The 14,469-nt window shown below is 60.7% G+C and carries 15 protein-coding genes; 2 read left to right on the plus strand and 13 right to left on the minus strand.

Annotation, left to right across the window (positions count from 1 at the left end; translation table 11 throughout):
* Window positions 1-18: 18 nt before the first annotated feature.
* Entirely contained in the window at window positions 19-1,350 is a 1,332-nt protein-coding gene (locus tag CW360_RS03860) for an IS4 family transposase (RefSeq protein WP_170307333.1), read from the plus strand.
* A gap of 48 nt (window positions 1,351-1,398) precedes the next feature.
* On the opposite strand, the gene CW360_RS03865 is transcribed toward CW360_RS03860, so the two are convergent.
* Together CW360_RS03865 and CW360_RS03870 are read right to left on the minus strand one after the other, a co-directional pair.
* Window positions 1,399-2,328: an electron transfer flavoprotein subunit alpha/FixB family protein gene (locus CW360_RS03865; RefSeq protein ID WP_093987161.1), complete on the minus strand. Its 930-nt coding sequence runs from the start codon at window positions 2,326-2,328 to the stop codon at window positions 1,399-1,401.
* On the minus strand, window positions 2,329-3,078 hold the full coding sequence (locus tag CW360_RS03870) for an electron transfer flavoprotein subunit beta/FixA family protein (protein WP_093987162.1): 750 nt from the start codon (window positions 3,076-3,078) through the stop codon (window positions 2,329-2,331). It abuts the gene before it with no gap.
* Window positions 3,079-3,401: 323 nt separating this feature from the next.
* On the opposite strand from CW360_RS03870, the gene CW360_RS03875 reads away from it, so the two are divergent.
* Window positions 3,402-5,066 carry an electron transfer flavoprotein-ubiquinone oxidoreductase gene (locus CW360_RS03875; protein ID WP_101192817.1) on the plus strand — a complete coding sequence of 555 codons (1,665 nt, stop codon included), beginning with the start codon at window positions 3,402-3,404 and terminating at the stop codon, window positions 5,064-5,066.
* A gap of 58 nt (window positions 5,067-5,124) precedes the next feature.
* On the opposite strand, the gene CW360_RS03880 is transcribed toward CW360_RS03875, so the two are convergent.
* The 11 genes from CW360_RS03880 to plsX all read right to left on the minus strand — a co-directional run bounded on the left by CW360_RS03880 (window position 5,125) and on the right by plsX (window position 14,467).
* The gene (locus CW360_RS03880; RefSeq protein WP_093987277.1) at window positions 5,125-5,898 is read right to left on the minus strand and encodes a TatD family hydrolase; all 774 of its coding nucleotides are present in this window, start codon (window positions 5,896-5,898) and stop codon (window positions 5,125-5,127) included.
* Window positions 5,899-5,970: 72 nt separating this feature from the next.
* Entirely contained in the window at window positions 5,971-6,327 is a 357-nt protein-coding gene (locus tag CW360_RS03885) for a PilZ domain-containing protein (RefSeq protein ID WP_093987276.1), read from the minus strand.
* 35 nt (window positions 6,328-6,362) lie between these two features.
* Entirely contained in the window at window positions 6,363-7,355 is a 993-nt protein-coding gene (locus CW360_RS03890; RefSeq protein ID WP_101192818.1) for a DNA polymerase III subunit delta', read from the minus strand.
* Window positions 7,348-7,980, minus strand: coding sequence for a dTMP kinase (gene tmk / locus CW360_RS03895; RefSeq protein WP_101192819.1), 633 nt, complete (start codon window positions 7,978-7,980; stop codon window positions 7,348-7,350). The genes CW360_RS03890 and tmk overlap by 8 nt, the downstream gene beginning before the upstream one ends.
* Window positions 7,977-9,017, minus strand: coding sequence for an endolytic transglycosylase MltG (mltG, locus tag CW360_RS03900; RefSeq protein ID WP_212633280.1), 1,041 nt, complete (start codon window positions 9,015-9,017; stop codon window positions 7,977-7,979). The genes tmk and mltG overlap by 4 nt, the downstream gene beginning before the upstream one ends.
* Before the next feature lie 15 nt (window positions 9,018-9,032).
* Window positions 9,033-9,848 (minus strand): aminodeoxychorismate lyase, encoded by an 816-nt coding sequence (gene pabC / locus CW360_RS03905; RefSeq protein ID WP_101192820.1) that lies wholly within the window; start codon window positions 9,846-9,848, stop codon window positions 9,033-9,035.
* Window positions 9,848-11,092 carry a beta-ketoacyl-ACP synthase II gene (fabF, locus tag CW360_RS03910; RefSeq protein ID WP_101192821.1) on the minus strand — a complete coding sequence of 415 codons (1,245 nt, stop codon included), beginning with the start codon at window positions 11,090-11,092 and terminating at the stop codon, window positions 9,848-9,850. Before fabF ends, pabC begins: the two co-directional genes overlap by 1 nt.
* A gap of 145 nt (window positions 11,093-11,237) precedes the next feature.
* Window positions 11,238-11,474, minus strand: a complete 237-nt coding sequence (acpP, locus tag CW360_RS03915) for an acyl carrier protein (protein WP_003283670.1) — start codon at window positions 11,472-11,474, stop codon at window positions 11,238-11,240.
* A 189-nt stretch (window positions 11,475-11,663) separates the two neighbouring features.
* The gene (gene fabG / locus CW360_RS03920; RefSeq protein ID WP_093987278.1) at window positions 11,664-12,407 is read right to left on the minus strand and encodes a 3-oxoacyl-ACP reductase FabG; all 744 of its coding nucleotides are present in this window, start codon (window positions 12,405-12,407) and stop codon (window positions 11,664-11,666) included.
* Between the two features lie 16 nt (window positions 12,408-12,423).
* The gene (gene fabD / locus CW360_RS03925) at window positions 12,424-13,362 is read right to left on the minus strand and encodes an ACP S-malonyltransferase (RefSeq protein ID WP_101192822.1); all 939 of its coding nucleotides are present in this window, start codon (window positions 13,360-13,362) and stop codon (window positions 12,424-12,426) included.
* Between the two features lie 94 nt (window positions 13,363-13,456).
* Window positions 13,457-14,467, minus strand: coding sequence for a phosphate acyltransferase PlsX (plsX, locus tag CW360_RS03930; RefSeq protein ID WP_101192823.1), 1,011 nt, complete (start codon window positions 14,465-14,467; stop codon window positions 13,457-13,459).
* Window positions 14,468-14,469 lie beyond the last annotated feature (2 nt).

Genomic DNA, 14,469 nt, shown 5'->3' on the forward strand with positions numbered 1-14,469 from the left:
CCTGGCATCGGATTTTTTATGTCTCTGCAACAGCAACTGCTCGACTTAGGTGAACTGTTCAACTTCTCGGATCTGAGCACCTTCACCCAAAACATCCCGATCGAGTGGGTGGCATCCGCTCTGGACTTGTCCGCCCAGGCCACCATAAGGCGGCGGCGTCTGCCCAGCGATCAGGTGCTCTGGCTGGTGCTTGGCATGGCCTTGTTCCGTGACGAGCCGGTGCATGAGGTCGCACGACGCCTGAATATCTGTGCCCAGGGGCTGGCCTCTCACGACCTGCTGGCCCGAAGCGGTGTCACCGAGGCGCGTAAACGATTGGGTGCCGATCCGGTTGAGTGGCTGTTTCGTCAGACGGGTAACCAGTGGGGTTGCGAGCGCTATGAGGGCGATACCTGGCAGGGCCTGCAAGTATTGGCCGTGGATGGCGCACTCCTGCGCACCCCAGACACGCCTGAACTCCGAGAGCATTTCGGCTCCGGCAATACCTCCACCGAGCGCCAGACGCCGTTTCCCATGCTGCGACTGGTAGCCCTGATGAACGTGCGCTCGCACCTGATTCTGGATGCGCAGGTGAGTCCCTACCGGCGCAGTGAGATGCGCTTGGCCGATGAGTTTATGCAGCAGATTCCCAATCAGTCGGTGACGCTGTTCGATAAGGGCTTCTGGAGTGCCGACTTGCTGTTGCGCCTGGGCGCCGCAGGGGAAAGCCGGCACTGGCTGATTCCGGCCCGCCAAGGGCTGGTTGGCGAGGAAGTCGCTCGTTACGGCAAGGGCGATCGTTTGCTGCGCATGAAGGTGTCGGCACAGGCACGAAAGCGCAACCCCGACCTGCCGACGCACTGGGAGGTACGTGAAGTCAGCTACGCCGTGAAGGACAAGATCAAGACAGTGCTCACCTCGCTGCCTGCGGATACTTACAGCGCCAAGACCATCGCCAAGCTGTATCAGGAGCGCTGGGAGATCGAGCTGGGCTTCCGGGATATCAAAAGCTCTCTGCAGCAGAATGCGATGACCCTGCGCAGCAAGGTAACGGAGCTGGTCTACCAGGAGGTCTGGGGCTTGTTGTTGGCCTACAACATCATCCGCCGCGAAGCCGGTCAGGCAGCCGTCGCCTTCGGCCGCTCTCCGGGCGACATCCGCTTCAAACCAGTAGCTCAATACATCGCCGTGCAATTGATCGTGATGGCGGCGGCCAACCCGATTTCAGCAACAGGAACACGATTGTCGGAGCTGAGAGCAGGAATCGGTGGGCTGTTTCTGGATCACCGTCCAAGGCCATCAAGACCAAGGACGGTGAAGATCTCAAAGACCCGTTATCCAGTGGATCGAAAGGCTGCTCCGCTTAAGTGAACAGCATTAGCCATAGCGGCGGGCTTGTTGATACAGCAGCTGAGGTGATCAGACCAGGCTTTCCAGCTCCGGAACAGCCTCGAACAGATCAGCAACCAGGCCGTAGTCGGCGACCTGGAAGATCGGCGCCTCTTCGTCCTTGTTGATTGCCACGATCACCTTGGAGTCTTTCATGCCAGCCAGGTGCTGGATAGCACCGGAGATGCCGACCGCGATGTACAGCTGCGGCGCGACGATTTTGCCGGTCTGACCGACCTGCATGTCGTTCGGCACGAAGCCGGCGTCAACGGCCGCGCGCGAAGCGCCAACGGCAGCGCCCAGCTTGTCGGCCAGCGCGTACAGGTGCTTGAAGTTGTCACCATTGCCCATACCACGACCGCCGGAAACGACGATCTTCGCTGCGGTCAGCTCCGGACGATCCGACTTGGCCAGCTCTTCACCAACGAAGGCCGACTTGCCGGCATCAGCTGCGCCTGCCACGGCTTCAACGGCGGCAGAACCACCTTCAGCAGCGGCGGCATCAAAACCGGTGGTACGTACGGTGATCACCTTAACGGCAGCCGAAGACTGCACGGTAGCGATGGCATTACCCGCATAGATCGGACGCTTGAAGGTATCCGCGCTTTCCACGGCGATGATCTCGGAGATCTGATCAACATCCAGAGCAGCGGCAACGCGCGGCAGGAAGTTCTTGCCGGTGGTGGTGGCGGCAGCCAGGATGTGGCTGTAGCTCTTGCCCAATTCGGCAACCAGCGGTGCGAGGTTTTCCGGCAGTTGGTGAGCCAAAGAAGCGTCGTCTGCTACCAGCACCTTGCTCACGCCAGCAACCTTGGCTGCTGCTTCGGCGGCAGCGGCGCAACCAGCACCGGCAACCAGCACGTGAATGTCGCCACCGATCTTCTGGGCTGCAGTCACGACATTGAGAGTCGCGGCGCTCAGGGCAGCATTGGAGTGTTCAGCGATAACCAGGATAGCCATTTAGATTACCTTCGCCTCGTTCTTCAGTTTCTCGACCAGTTCAGCCACGGACTTGACCTTGATGCCGGCGCTGCGGGTAGCCGGCGCTTCAACCTTGAGGGTCTTGACGGTGGAGGCGGTGGAAACGCCCAGCGCATCGGGAGTCAGAGTCTCCAGCGGCTTTTTCTTGGCCTTCATGATGTTCGGCAGCGACGCGTAGCGCGGCTCGTTCAGGCGCAGGTCGGTGGTCACGATAGCCGGCAGGCTCAATGCAACGGTTTGCAGACCGCCGTCAATTTCGCGGGTCACGTTAACTTTGTCACCAGCCACTTCAACCTTGGAGGCAAAGGTGCCTTGCGGCATACCGGTCAATGCACCGAGCATCTGGCCGGTCTGGTTGTTGTCGCTGTCAATCGCCTGTTTGCCAAGAATAACCAGCTGCGGCTGCTCTTTCTCAACCACGGCCTTGAGCACCTTGGCCACAGCCAGGGAGTTCAGTTCATCATTGGACTCAACCAAAATGGCGCGGTCAGCACCCAGCGCCAGAGCGGTACGCAGTTGCTCCTGAGCCGCATTCGGGCCAACGGCCACAACTACGATCTCGCTGGCAACGCCCTTCTCTTTCAGGCGTACGGCTTCTTCCACGGCGATTTCGCAGAAGGGGTTCATCGACATCTTGACGTTGGCGAGGTCGACGCCGGAGTTGTCCGCCTTGACGCGAACCTTGACGTTGTAGTCGACCACTCGTTTGACAGCTACAAGAACCTTCATGGATTCCTCGTTACTCTCCGGTGAATAAGAATGTCGCCCAGGCGGTGCCTGGCGGGTGATGCAGATCGGCCGGAACCGATAGTCAGCCCATGCGAGCGAGCGCAAAACCGTTCGTATCTTGACTGTATCGCCTATCTGGGTCAATACGGCAAAATAGGCACAATCGGCTGCCTAAGGCTGATGCTAACAGGGTTTTGGCAAATTCAAACAAACGTTTGTATTGGAGCTATCCCAGCCTGCAGATATAATGCTGCGGCTCTGATCCGGGATAGATCCTAGCCTACATCATAAAATATCGAAGAGCCTCGAGTAGGAGATAGACTGTGGAACGCGAATACATGGAATTCGACGTCGTCATCGTCGGCGCCGGCCCCGCCGGTCTTTCCGCCGCATGCCGACTGAAACAGCAAGCCGCTGACGCTGGCCAAGAAATCAGCGTTTGTGTGGTCGAGAAAGGTTCCGAAGTCGGCGCCCACATTCTCTCCGGTGCGGTTTTCGAACCACGCGCGCTCAACGAACTCTTCCCCAACTGGCAAGAGCTCGGCGCTCCGCTGAACACCCCAGTCAAACGTGACGACATTTACCTGCTCAAAAATGCAGAAAATGCCACACGTATCCCAGACCTCTTTGTGCCGAAAACCATGCACAACGAAGGCAACTACATCATCTCTCTGGGCAATCTTTGCCGCTGGCTGGCCCAGCAGGCCGAAGGCTTGGGCGTCGAGATCTATCCGGGCTTCGCTGCTCAGGAAGCACTGATCGACGAGAACGGCGTGGTGCGCGGCATCATCACAGGCGACCTGGGCGTGGATCGTGAAGGCCACCCGAAGGAAGGCTACTACACCCCGGGCATGGAACTGCGTGCCAAGTACACCCTGTTCGCCGAAGGCTGCCGTGGCCACATCGGCAAGCAGCTGATCAAGAAATACAACCTGGATAGCGAAGCCGACGCCCAGCATTACGGCATTGGCATTAAGGAAATCTGGGACATCGACCCGGCCAAGCATGAGCAGGGCCTGGTGGTGCACACCGCCGGCTGGCCGCTGGACATCATGGGCAAGGAAAACACCGGTGGTTCGTTCCTCTACCATCTGGAGAACAACCAGGTAGTCGTTGGCCTGATCATCGACCTGTCCTATGCCAACCCGCACCTGTCGCCCTTCGATGAATTCCAGCGCTACAAGCACCACCCGGTTATCAAGCAGTACCTGGAAGGCGGCAAGCGCGTCGCCTATGGCGCACGCGCCATCTGCAAAGGCGGCATCAACTCGATGCCCAAGATGGTGTTCCCGGGCGGCGCATTGATCGGTTGCGATCTCGGCACCCTCAACTTCGCCAAGATCAAGGGCAGCCACACCGCCATGAAATCTGGCATGCTGGCTGCGGAAGCGGTTGCTGCAGCTCTCCTTGCAGGCAAGGAAGGCGGTGATGTGCTGACTAGCTACGTCGACAACTTCAAGAGCAGCTGGCTGTTCGACGAACTGTTCCGCAGCCGCAATTTCGGCCCGGCCATCCACAAGTTCGGCGCACTGCTGGGCGGAGCCTTCAACTACATCGACCAGAACTGGTTCGGTGGCAAGATCCCCTTCACCCTGCATGACAACAAGCCGGACTATGCCTGCCTGAAGCCGGCTGCCGAATGCACGAAGATCGACTACCCGAAACCGGATGGCAAACTCAGCTTCGACAAGCTCAGCTCAGTATTCCTCTCCAATACCAACCATGAAGAGGAACAACCCTGCCACCTGAAGCTGACCGACCCGAGCATTCCGCTGAGCAAGAACCTGCCGCTCTATGACGAACCGGCACAACGCTACTGCCCGGCCGGGGTCTATGAAGTGGTCACCCAGGAAGACGGCAACAAGCGCTTCCAGATCAACGCGCAGAACTGTGTGCACTGCAAGACCTGTGACATCAAGGATCCTGCACAGAACATCACCTGGGTAGCCCCGGAAGGCACTGGCGGCCCGAACTACCCCAACATGTAAGTGCGCCTCGTATAAAAAAGCCCGACCAATGGTCGGGCTTTTTTATGGGCATTCCCCCTCAGGGCATGCCAAACAAACGCCTGGCATTCTCCCCGGTCTGCTCGCATAGCTGCGCATAACTGACGCCACGCAAGGTCGCCAGATACTCAGCCACCTCGCGAACGTATTGCGGCAAATTGGCCTTGCCACGATGCGGAACAGGCGCCAGGTAGGGGGCATCGGTTTCCACCAGCAAACGATCGGCTGGAACCCGGCGGGCCACCTCACGCAACGCTTCGGCATTGCGGAAGGTGACGATGCCGGAAAACGAGATGTAGAAACCAATATCCAGCGCTGCCTCGGCCATCGCCCAGTCTTCGGTAAAACAGTGCAGCACCCCCGCCTGCGGCAAGGCCGCCTCGCGCAAACAGCGCAGGGTATCCTCGCGCGCCTCGCGCGTGTGCACGACCACCGGCTTGCCGGTGAGTTGTGCCGCCTCCAGGTGCAGGCGAAAGGCTGCCTGCTGCTGCTCGGCATCCTGCGGGCGATAGTGATAATCCAGCCCGGTCTCACCGATCGCCAGCACGCGCGGATGCGCCAGCGCATCCAGCAACCATTGCAGGGTGGGCGCTTGGCTATCCTGCAGGTCCAACGGATGAACACCTACCGTACAGAAGACATCCGCATAGCGCTCGGCCAAGGCTTTGACCGTTGGCGCATTGGCCACATTGATACCAATACATAGAAAACGCTGCACCCCGCAGGCGCGCGCCGCCTCCAGAGCGGCATCCAGGCTACCGCCATGGGCAGCCAGATCCAGACGATCAAGGTGGCAGTGGGTATCGATCAGCATGAAAATCTCAAAACGTCAGGCAGCCGACTGCCAGCGCCAGGCCGAACCTGAGACGCCAGCTGTACAGGCTACTTACATGGTATGGGTTGGACGGTCTGACTTGAGGGCGCCAGCCAGGTAAGTTTCGATCTTGTTACGTGCGGTGTTGTCGCCATCATTGAACTGCACGCCAACCCCCGCAGCACGGCTGCCCTGGGCCCCTTTGGGGGTAATCCAGACCACCTTGCCGGCAACCGGGATTTTTTCCGGCTCGTCCATCAGGTTGAGCAACATGAACACTTCATCACCGAGCTTGTAGCTCTTATTGGTCGGAATGAACAAACCACCATTGCGAATGAACGGCATATAGGCGGCATACAACACCGACTTATCCTTGATGGTCAGGGAGAGAATCCCGTTACGCGGGCCCAGATTGGGTGGCAGACTCATGCAGCGTTCCTAGCAAACCGACAGGTTGCCCGATTCTAGCCCGAGCCCGGCAGTCTTGCCCACTGCAGCAGCAAGGCTTCGAGCAGCAGCACACGGTTGAGCGGCGCCTTACCCAGCAACTTCTGCCGCTGCTCCAGCAACCAGTCCTGTATATGCAGTACCGCGGGCGTACTGCTTTTATCTGCCAGGTATTGCAATACCTTGTGCATATCCGCTGACCCCAGGGCGTCAGCATCCCCCGTCAACTGGTAGCGCAGAAGAAGTTGCGCCCACTGGCTGAACCAGTCAAAGAGCAGCAGCAGGGGTACGTCCTTCCAGCCTTCTGCCAGCTGTGTCGGCTGGGCCTGCTGCTTGAGCAGCTTCTTCACCCCCTCCACCACCAGCGCACGCTGCTCCAGAACACCTTGCGCTGCCAATTGTTGTGCACGCAGGGGCGAACCGGCGGCCAACTGCAACAACTCACCTCGCTGCTCGGCAGCCAGCTCAGGCAGCACAGCCTGCAGATAGTCCGCAGCCTGCTGCGCAGTCGGCAACGGCATAGCCTGCTGCACGCAGCGACTGCGCACCGTAGGCAGCACGCGGCTGGGCTGGTCACTGAGCAGCAGCATGACGGTATCGCCGGCGGGCTCCTCAAGACTCTTGAGGAGCGCATTGGCAGCCTGCAGAGTCATTTCCTCAACCGGCGGCTGGGCAATCAGCACCAACTTGCGCCCAGCCAGCTGAGCTGTCTGCCCGACGAAATGCACCAGCTCGCGTACCTGATCGACCCCCACACTGGCGCGATCCTCGGCCGGTTTCAGCTCAAAGCGATCCGGATGCGTACCGGCTGCCAGCAACAAGCAACCACGACAAACACCGCACGGCTGGTCGCCCTGAGGCTTTTGGCACAACAGGAAATCTGCCAGAGCACTGGCAAAATCACGCTTCCCCGTGCCGCTCGGCCCATGCAGCAGGTAGGCATGGGCATGCTGCGGGCGGCGCGCCAATTGCTGCCACAAGCCCTGTTGCCAGGGATAGCCGTTAGCCACGGCAACGCTCCACAAGCATCGGCACCAGGCCATCAATAGCAGCCTGCACCTGCTGCAGGGACTGCGACGCATCCAGCAGACGGTAGCGCTGCGGGGCCAGCGCAGCACGCTGCAGGTAGGTCTGGCGCACTGCTTCGAAGAAGCTGCGCTGCTCCTGCTCGAAACGATCCAGCCGGCCACGCACCGCCGCCCGCGCCAGCCCCTGTTCGACCGGCAGGTCGAAGAGCAGGGTCAGATCGGGACGCAGATCGCCTTGCACAAAACGCTCAAGCTCGGCAATGCGTTGCTGTGACAGGCCACGCCCACCGCCCTGATAAGCATAGGTTGCATCGGTAAAACGATCGCAGAGCACCACGCACCCCCGCGCCAAAGCAGGGCGAATAACTTGCGCCAGATGCTGTGCACGGGCCGCGAAGACCAGCAGCAGCTCGGTATCAGCCGCCATGGCTTCATCGCTTGGCGCCAGCAGCAACTCACGAATACGCTCAGCCAACGGCGTACCTCCCGGCTCACGGGTCAGCAGAACCTCGATCCCTGCGGCCCGCAAACACATCGCCAGATAATCGCGATTGGTGCTCTTGCCGGCACCTTCCGGCCCCTCAAGAGTGATGAATAGTCCGCTCACCGGGCTTCCTTCGGTTGTGGTGCAGGGCTGGAACGGTAATCGGCACGGCGCTTGAGCTGATACTCACGCACGGCTCGATTGTGCTCAGCCAGGGTATTGGAAAACACGTGGCTGCCATCACCACGCGCGACAAAGTACAGGCTGCGGCCATCCTGCGGATGCAGGGCGGCATGAATGGCTTCACGCCCAACCATGGCAATCGGTGTCGGCGGCAAACCACGCATGGTGTAGGTGTTGTAGGGCGTGGGACGCCGCAGATCGGCACGGGTAATGCGCCCCCGATACGCTTCGCCCATGCCATAGATCACCGTGGGGTCGGTTTGCAGCGGCATGCCGATACGCAGACGGCGAATGAATACGCCGGCAATCTGTGCTCGCTCATGGGCAACGCCGGTTTCCTTTTCGATCAGCGAAGCCATGATCAGCGCCTGGTAGGGATCGGCATAAGGCAGGTCCGCGGCACGCTGCTGCCATTCTTCCTGCAGCACGCTGGCCAGGCGCTGATAGGCCTGGCGCAGCAAATCCACATCACGCATGCCGCGCACATAGCGGTAGGTATCAGGGAAGAAACGCCCTTCCGGATGTTCGCCCTTGGCGCCCAGATGGCGCATCAGGTCAGCGTCGCTCAGGCCGTCCAGGGTTTGCTGGAGCTTGTCCGCGCGCGCCAGGGCCTGACGCACCTGCGCGAAGGTCCAGCCTTCCACCAGGGTCAGGTTGTATTGCACGACGTCGCCACGCTGCCATAGCGCCAGCAATTGCCCTGCGCTCATCTCGGGATGCAGACGGTATTCGCCGCTGTGCAAGGCACCATGGGCAAACTGCAGGCGCCAGCGCAACCGCAGCCACCAGGCGTCAGCCAGTACGCCCTCCTGCTCCAGACGAATCAGCAGACCGTTGGGCGTACTGCCCGGCGGCACCTCCAGCAAACGCTCATCGTTGAGCTGTAATAGCTGATCAGCCGCGGCCTGGTATTGCCATAACGCCCAGCCAGCCAGCAACGCCAGCAACGCCAGACCGGCCACCAGCACACGCAGCATTCTTGCTATCACCAATTACTCATCCATCAGGCGGGAAACCAGGGCCTGCAGTTTACGGGTCAGCTCCCCCACCGGCCAGTGGCTATCCGCCAACTCACGTACCGGCCAGATACCAAACAGGCTATTGCAGACAAACACTTCGTCGGCAGCCTGCAAGTCGGCCAGACTGATATCCCGGACCTGTAGTGGAATACGCAACACGGCAGCCTGCTCCAGCAGCCAGGCGCGCATGACCCCCGTCACCCCGCAGCGTTGCAGATCCGGTGTCATCAACACGCCACCGCGCTGCAAAAACAGATTGCTCGATACGCCTTCGATGACCCGCCCCTGGGTATCGCACACCAGCCCTTCGGGAAAAGCCGGATCCTGCCATTCGGCGCGCGCCAGCACCTGCTCCAGCCGATTCAGATGCTTGATACCGGCCAGCAGTGGCTGTTCGGCCAGGCGTGTGCGACAGGCAAACAGGCGCACCCCGTCAGTCGCATGCCCAGCTGGATAGGCCGGCGCCGGTAGCCCCTGAAGGATCAGTGTTGGCTGGCAGGGATCAGGCAGCGCATAGCCACGCTGGCCGACACCCCGGGTCAGGATCAGCTTGACCACTCCGTCCTGCTGCTCGGCAATGAATGCCGTCAACTGCGCCAGCACTTCAGCCGTAGGACAAGGCAGTCTGAGGCGCTCGCAGCCACGCTGCAGGCGCGCCAGGTGCCAGTCCAGCAAGGGCGCTCGGCCCCGACGCACGGCGATGCTTTCAAACAGACCGTCGCCATAGGCCAGCCCACGATCCTGCAGGGCAAGCTGCTGGCTCGGCTGGCCATTGACCCAGCAACGCATCAGTCACGCAACCGGCGGAACAGCAGCGAACCGTTGGTACCACCAAAGCCGAACGAGTTGGACAGCACCGCATCGATCGACATGTGTCGTGCCTGATGCGGCACGAAGTCCAGATCACAGCCTTCGTCAGGCTGCTCCAGGTTGATGGTCGGCGGCGCGATCTGATCACGCAACGCCAGCACACTGAAGATTGCTTCGACCGCACCGGCAGCGCCGAGCAGGTGACCGGTCATCGATTTGGTCGAACTGACCGCCAAGCGGTAGGCATGCTCAGCGAATACCGCCTTGATCGCCGCGGCTTCGGCCAGGTCACCAGCGGCGGTCGAGGTGCCGTGGGCATTGATGTACTGGACGTCTTCAGGCTGCAAACCAGCATCGCGCAGGGCATTGCGCATGCAGCGTGCGGCACCGGCACCATCTTCCGGCGGAGAAGTCATGTGATAGGCATCGCCACTCATGCCAAAGCCCACCAGCTCCGCATAAATGGTAGCGCCACGCGCCCGCGCATGCTCCAGCTCTTCGAGAACCAGCGCTCCCGCACCGTCGGACAGGACAAAACCGTCACGATCCTTATCCCAGGGGCGACTGGCGCGAACCGGGTCGTCGTTACGCGTGGACAATGCCCGCGCCGCCGCGAATCCGCCCATCCCGAGACCACAGGTGGCCATTTCCGCACCACCGGCAATCATCACGTCGGCTTCGCCATAGGCAATATTCCGCGCGGCCATGCCAATGCAATGCGTACCCGTGGTACAGGCAGTAGCCACCGCATAGTTCGGCCCCTGCAAGCCCAGGTGAATGGACAGGAAGCCGGAGATCATGTTGATGATCGAGCCTGGCACGAAGAACGGCGAGATACGCCGGGGGCCCTGCTCCTGCAGCGACTTGCAGTTATTCTCGATATTGGTCAGGCCGCCAATCCCCGAGCCCATGGCCACGCCAATCCGCTCGCGGTTGGCATCGGTAATCTCCAGCCCCGCATCACGCATGGCCTGAAAGCCTGCAGCCATGCCGTACTGGATGAACAGATCGAGCTTGCGAGCCTCCTTGGCAGTCATGTATTGCTCGACATCGAACCCACGCACCGAGCCACCAAAGCGGGTGGAATAGGCCGACAGATCCATATGCTCGATCAGGCCGATACCGCTGCGCGCCGCCAACACGGCGGCCCAGCTGCTGGCCACATCATTGCCCAGGGGCGAAACCATGCCCAATCCGCTAACCACAACGCGTCTGCGCGACACTGCTCTGCCCTCTTCTGCCAGGCGGTCGATCGCTGTGGCGCATGCCACACCTACCGACAACCATTGAATCTGCTGATAAAGAAAAGCCGCACGCCTTTGCGGGTCGTGCGGCTCGTCCTGGTCGGATAGTCCGACGACTACATGCTTACTGCGCGTGCGCGTTGATGTAGTCGATGGCTTCCTGAACAGTGGTGATCTTCTCGGCCTGCTCGTCCGGGATCTCGGTCTCGAACTCTTCTTCCAGAGCCATCACCAGCTCGACGGTATCCAGGGAGTCCGCGCCGAGATCTTCAACGAAGGAAGCACTGTTGGTCACTTCCTCTTCTTTGACGCCCAGTTGCTCGGCGACGATTTTCTTGACGCGTTCTTCGATGGTGCTCATACCTAGTTTTCACTCCTATGGAAAATTCCGTGCTGCTGGCCTGCAGTGTATAGAAAGGGTTTTCTAATTTTCAAGCCAATGGCCTACGCCTAACCAGCAACACTTCAACAACCTGTCTATAACCAGCTGCACAGTTATAACGGATTTTAGACAGCTCTTATGACACTAATCTGACTGGCCAGGTCACATTCAGGCCATGTACATGCCGCCATTCACCGGAATAGTCGCGCCTGTCACGTAGCCCGCCGCATCGCTGGCGAGGAATGCCACCACCTTGGCGATCTCCTCGGCCTGCCCCAGCCGGCCCAGGGGGATCTGCGCCAGCATGGCGTCACGCTGCGCCTCGGTGAGTTCACGGGTCATATCGGTATCGATAAAGCCCGGCGCCACGGCATTGACGGTGATGGCCCGCGACCCCACCTCACGCGCCAGCGCACGCCCAAAACCTTCCAGACCGGCCTTGGCGGCTGCGTAGTTGACCTGACCGGCATTCCCCATCGCACCCACCACCGAGCCGACATTGATAATCCGCCCCCAACGTGCCTTGGTCATGCCACGCAGCACCGCCTTGGTCATGCGATACAGGCTGCTGAGGTTGGTATTGATGACGTCATGCCACTCTTCATCCTTCATGCGCAGCATCAGGTTGTCACGGGTAATGCCGGCATTGTTGACCAGAATCAGCGGCTGCCCCAGGTGCTGCTGGATATGTTCCAGAGTAGTCGCCACCGACTCGTCGCTGGCGACGTCCAGCACCAGACCAGCGCCCTGGATATCATGCGCCTTGAGCGTTTCGGCGATGCGTTCAGCACCTGCCGGACTGGTCGCCGTACCGATGACCACAGCCCCCTGACGCCCCAACTCCAGAGCAATCGCCTGGCCAATACCACGACTGGCACCTGTTACCAGGGCCACCTTACCTTGCAGAGTCATACGCTTCTCCTTGAGCTCAGGCCAGCGCCGCTTGCGTAGCGGCAAAGGCATCCGGGGTATCCAGGTTATGGGTCGTCAGACCCTTGGCACAGCGCTTGTTAAGACCGGCCAGCACCTTGCCGGGGCCGCACTCGACCAGATCAAGCACACCCTTCCCAGCCAGATAGACCACCGACTCCACCCAGCGTACCGGGCTGTACAACTGGGCCAGCAAATCTGCCTGCAAGGTAGCCAGATCGGCAGGAACCGCGGCGCTGACGTTCTGCACCAGGGCAATACGCGGCGCCTGCCACTGCACGGCCTGCAGCGCCTCGGCAAAACGCTCGGCCGCCGGGCGCATCAATGCGCAATGCGAAGGCACACTGACCGGCAGAGGCATGGCCCGCTTGGCACCACGCTCCTTACAGGCCGCAATGGCTCGTTCGACCGCCCCCAGCGCTCCGGCAATCACCACCTGGCCAGGCGCATTGAAGTTCACGGCACTCACCACTTCGCCCTGCGCCGCTTCGGCACAGGCAGCCAGGACATCGGCATCCTCCAGACCAAGAATGGCAGCCATGCCGCCCTGCCCGGCCGGTACGGCATCCTGCATCAACTGGCCACGGCGCTCTACCAGACGCACCGCATCGGCCAGGCTCAGGCTGCCGGCAGCCACCAGGGCCGAGTACTCACCCAGGCTATGCCCGGCCACATAATCCGGTTGACGCCCGTCCTGTATCTGCCACAGACGCCACAGCGCCACTGAGGCGGTGAGGATGGCCGGCTGCGTCTTGTCGGTCTGGTTCAGCAGTGCCTCGGGCCCCTGCTGGGTCAGCGACCAGAGGTCATAGCCCAACGCCTCGGACGCCTCGGCAAAAGTATCCAGGATGCTCGCCTGCTGTGCGGCAAGCTCGCCCAGCATACCCAGCGATTGCGAACCCTGGCCTGGGAAAACGAAGGCAAGTGGTGCGGACATAAGGAGTTTCCTGATCAGAATGCAACGCAAAAACGGCACCTCAGGTGCCAGAAACTGAAACATTGGATGGCCTGCCGCAGCAGGCAGTCACATCCTACAGCAGGAGATGTTCCAGGCGACCATGCAGGCGTTGCGGGAGGTTTTCCCTGATTTCCAGCAGTGCGCGACGGATAGCACTCTGGAAGGCCTCACTACCGGCGGCACCATGGCTCTTCACCACGATCCCCTGCAAACCGAGAAAGCTCGCACCGTTATGCTGCGCCGGCGCCAGATCGCCATGCAGGCGCTGCAGCAATGGCAAAGCAAGCGAGCCCAGCAGACGCGACCCCATGCTTTCGCTGAACAATGCCTCAATGCGCCGGGAAATCATGCTGGCCAATCCCTCGCTGGACTTCAGCAGGATATTGCCGACAAAACCATCGCACACCGCCACATCTGCCTCGCCACGGTAGAGACCGTCACCTTCGACAAAGCCGATATAGTTAAGCCCGCGCGCTTGCTGCAACAGACTGGCAGCCAGCTTGACCTGCTGATTGCCCTTGATTTCCTCGGTGCCCACATTAAGCAGGGCCACCCGCGGCCGCACGACTCCGCATGCCTCGGCAGCCACCGCCCCCATGACCGCGAACTGGTAAAGATGCTCGGCACTGCAATCGACATTGGCGCCCAGATCCAGCAAGTGACAGCGCCCGGTCGCCGTAGGTATGGCACTGACCATGGCGGGCCGGTCAATACCAGGCAGGGTTTTCAGCACATAGCGCGACAAGGCCATCAAGGCGCCGGTATTACCGGCACTCACACAGGCCTGCGCACGTCCGCTACGCAACAATTCCAGGGCAACGCGCATGGAAGCGTCGGGCTTGCTGCGCAGCGCCTGAGCCGGACGCTCGTCCATGCCGATCACTTCGCTGGCATGTTCGATGCACAGACGATGGCGATCCGCCGCAGGGCAATCGGCAATCAATTCTTCAAGAACGGGAGAGTGGCCAACCAGGACCAAGTGCAGCGAGGGGAATTCGGCCAATGCCGCCAGGCAAGCCGGAACAATGCAGCGGGGACCGAAGTCCCCGCCCATTGCGTCAATCGCGATGACTGAGACGGACAAGG

Source organism: Pseudomonas fluvialis (assembly GCF_002835605.1).
Classification (GTDB): Bacteria; Pseudomonadota; Gammaproteobacteria; order Pseudomonadales; family Pseudomonadaceae; genus Aquipseudomonas; species Aquipseudomonas fluvialis.

Coding starts and splice junctions, on each gene's coding strand:
- CW360_RS03860 (WP_170307333.1), top strand. CDS start 19: ATGTCTCTGCAACAGCAACTGCTCGACTTAGGTGAACTGTTCAACTTC.
- CW360_RS03865 (WP_093987161.1), bottom strand. CDS start 2,328: ATGGCTATCCTGGTTATCGCTGAACACTCCAATGCTGCCCTGAGCGCC.
- CW360_RS03870 (WP_093987162.1), bottom strand. CDS start 3,078: ATGAAGGTTCTTGTAGCTGTCAAACGAGTGGTCGACTACAACGTCAAG.
- CW360_RS03880 (WP_093987277.1), bottom strand. CDS start 5,898: ATGCTGATCGATACCCACTGCCACCTTGATCGTCTGGATCTGGCTGCC.
- CW360_RS03885 (WP_093987276.1), bottom strand. CDS start 6,327: ATGAGTCTGCCACCCAATCTGGGCCCGCGTAACGGGATTCTCTCCCTG.
- mltG (WP_212633280.1), bottom strand. CDS start 9,017: ATGCTGCGTGTGCTGGTGGCCGGTCTGGCGTTGCTGGCGTTGCTGGCT.
- pabC (WP_101192820.1), bottom strand. CDS start 9,848: ATGCGTTGCTGGGTCAATGGCCAGCCGAGCCAGCAGCTTGCCCTGCAG.
- acpP (WP_003283670.1), bottom strand. CDS start 11,474: ATGAGCACCATCGAAGAACGCGTCAAGAAAATCGTCGCCGAGCAACTG.
- fabG (WP_093987278.1), bottom strand. CDS start 12,407: ATGACTCTGCAAGGTAAGGTGGCCCTGGTAACAGGTGCCAGTCGTGGT.
- fabD (WP_101192822.1), bottom strand. CDS start 13,362: ATGTCCGCACCACTTGCCTTCGTTTTCCCAGGCCAGGGTTCGCAATCG.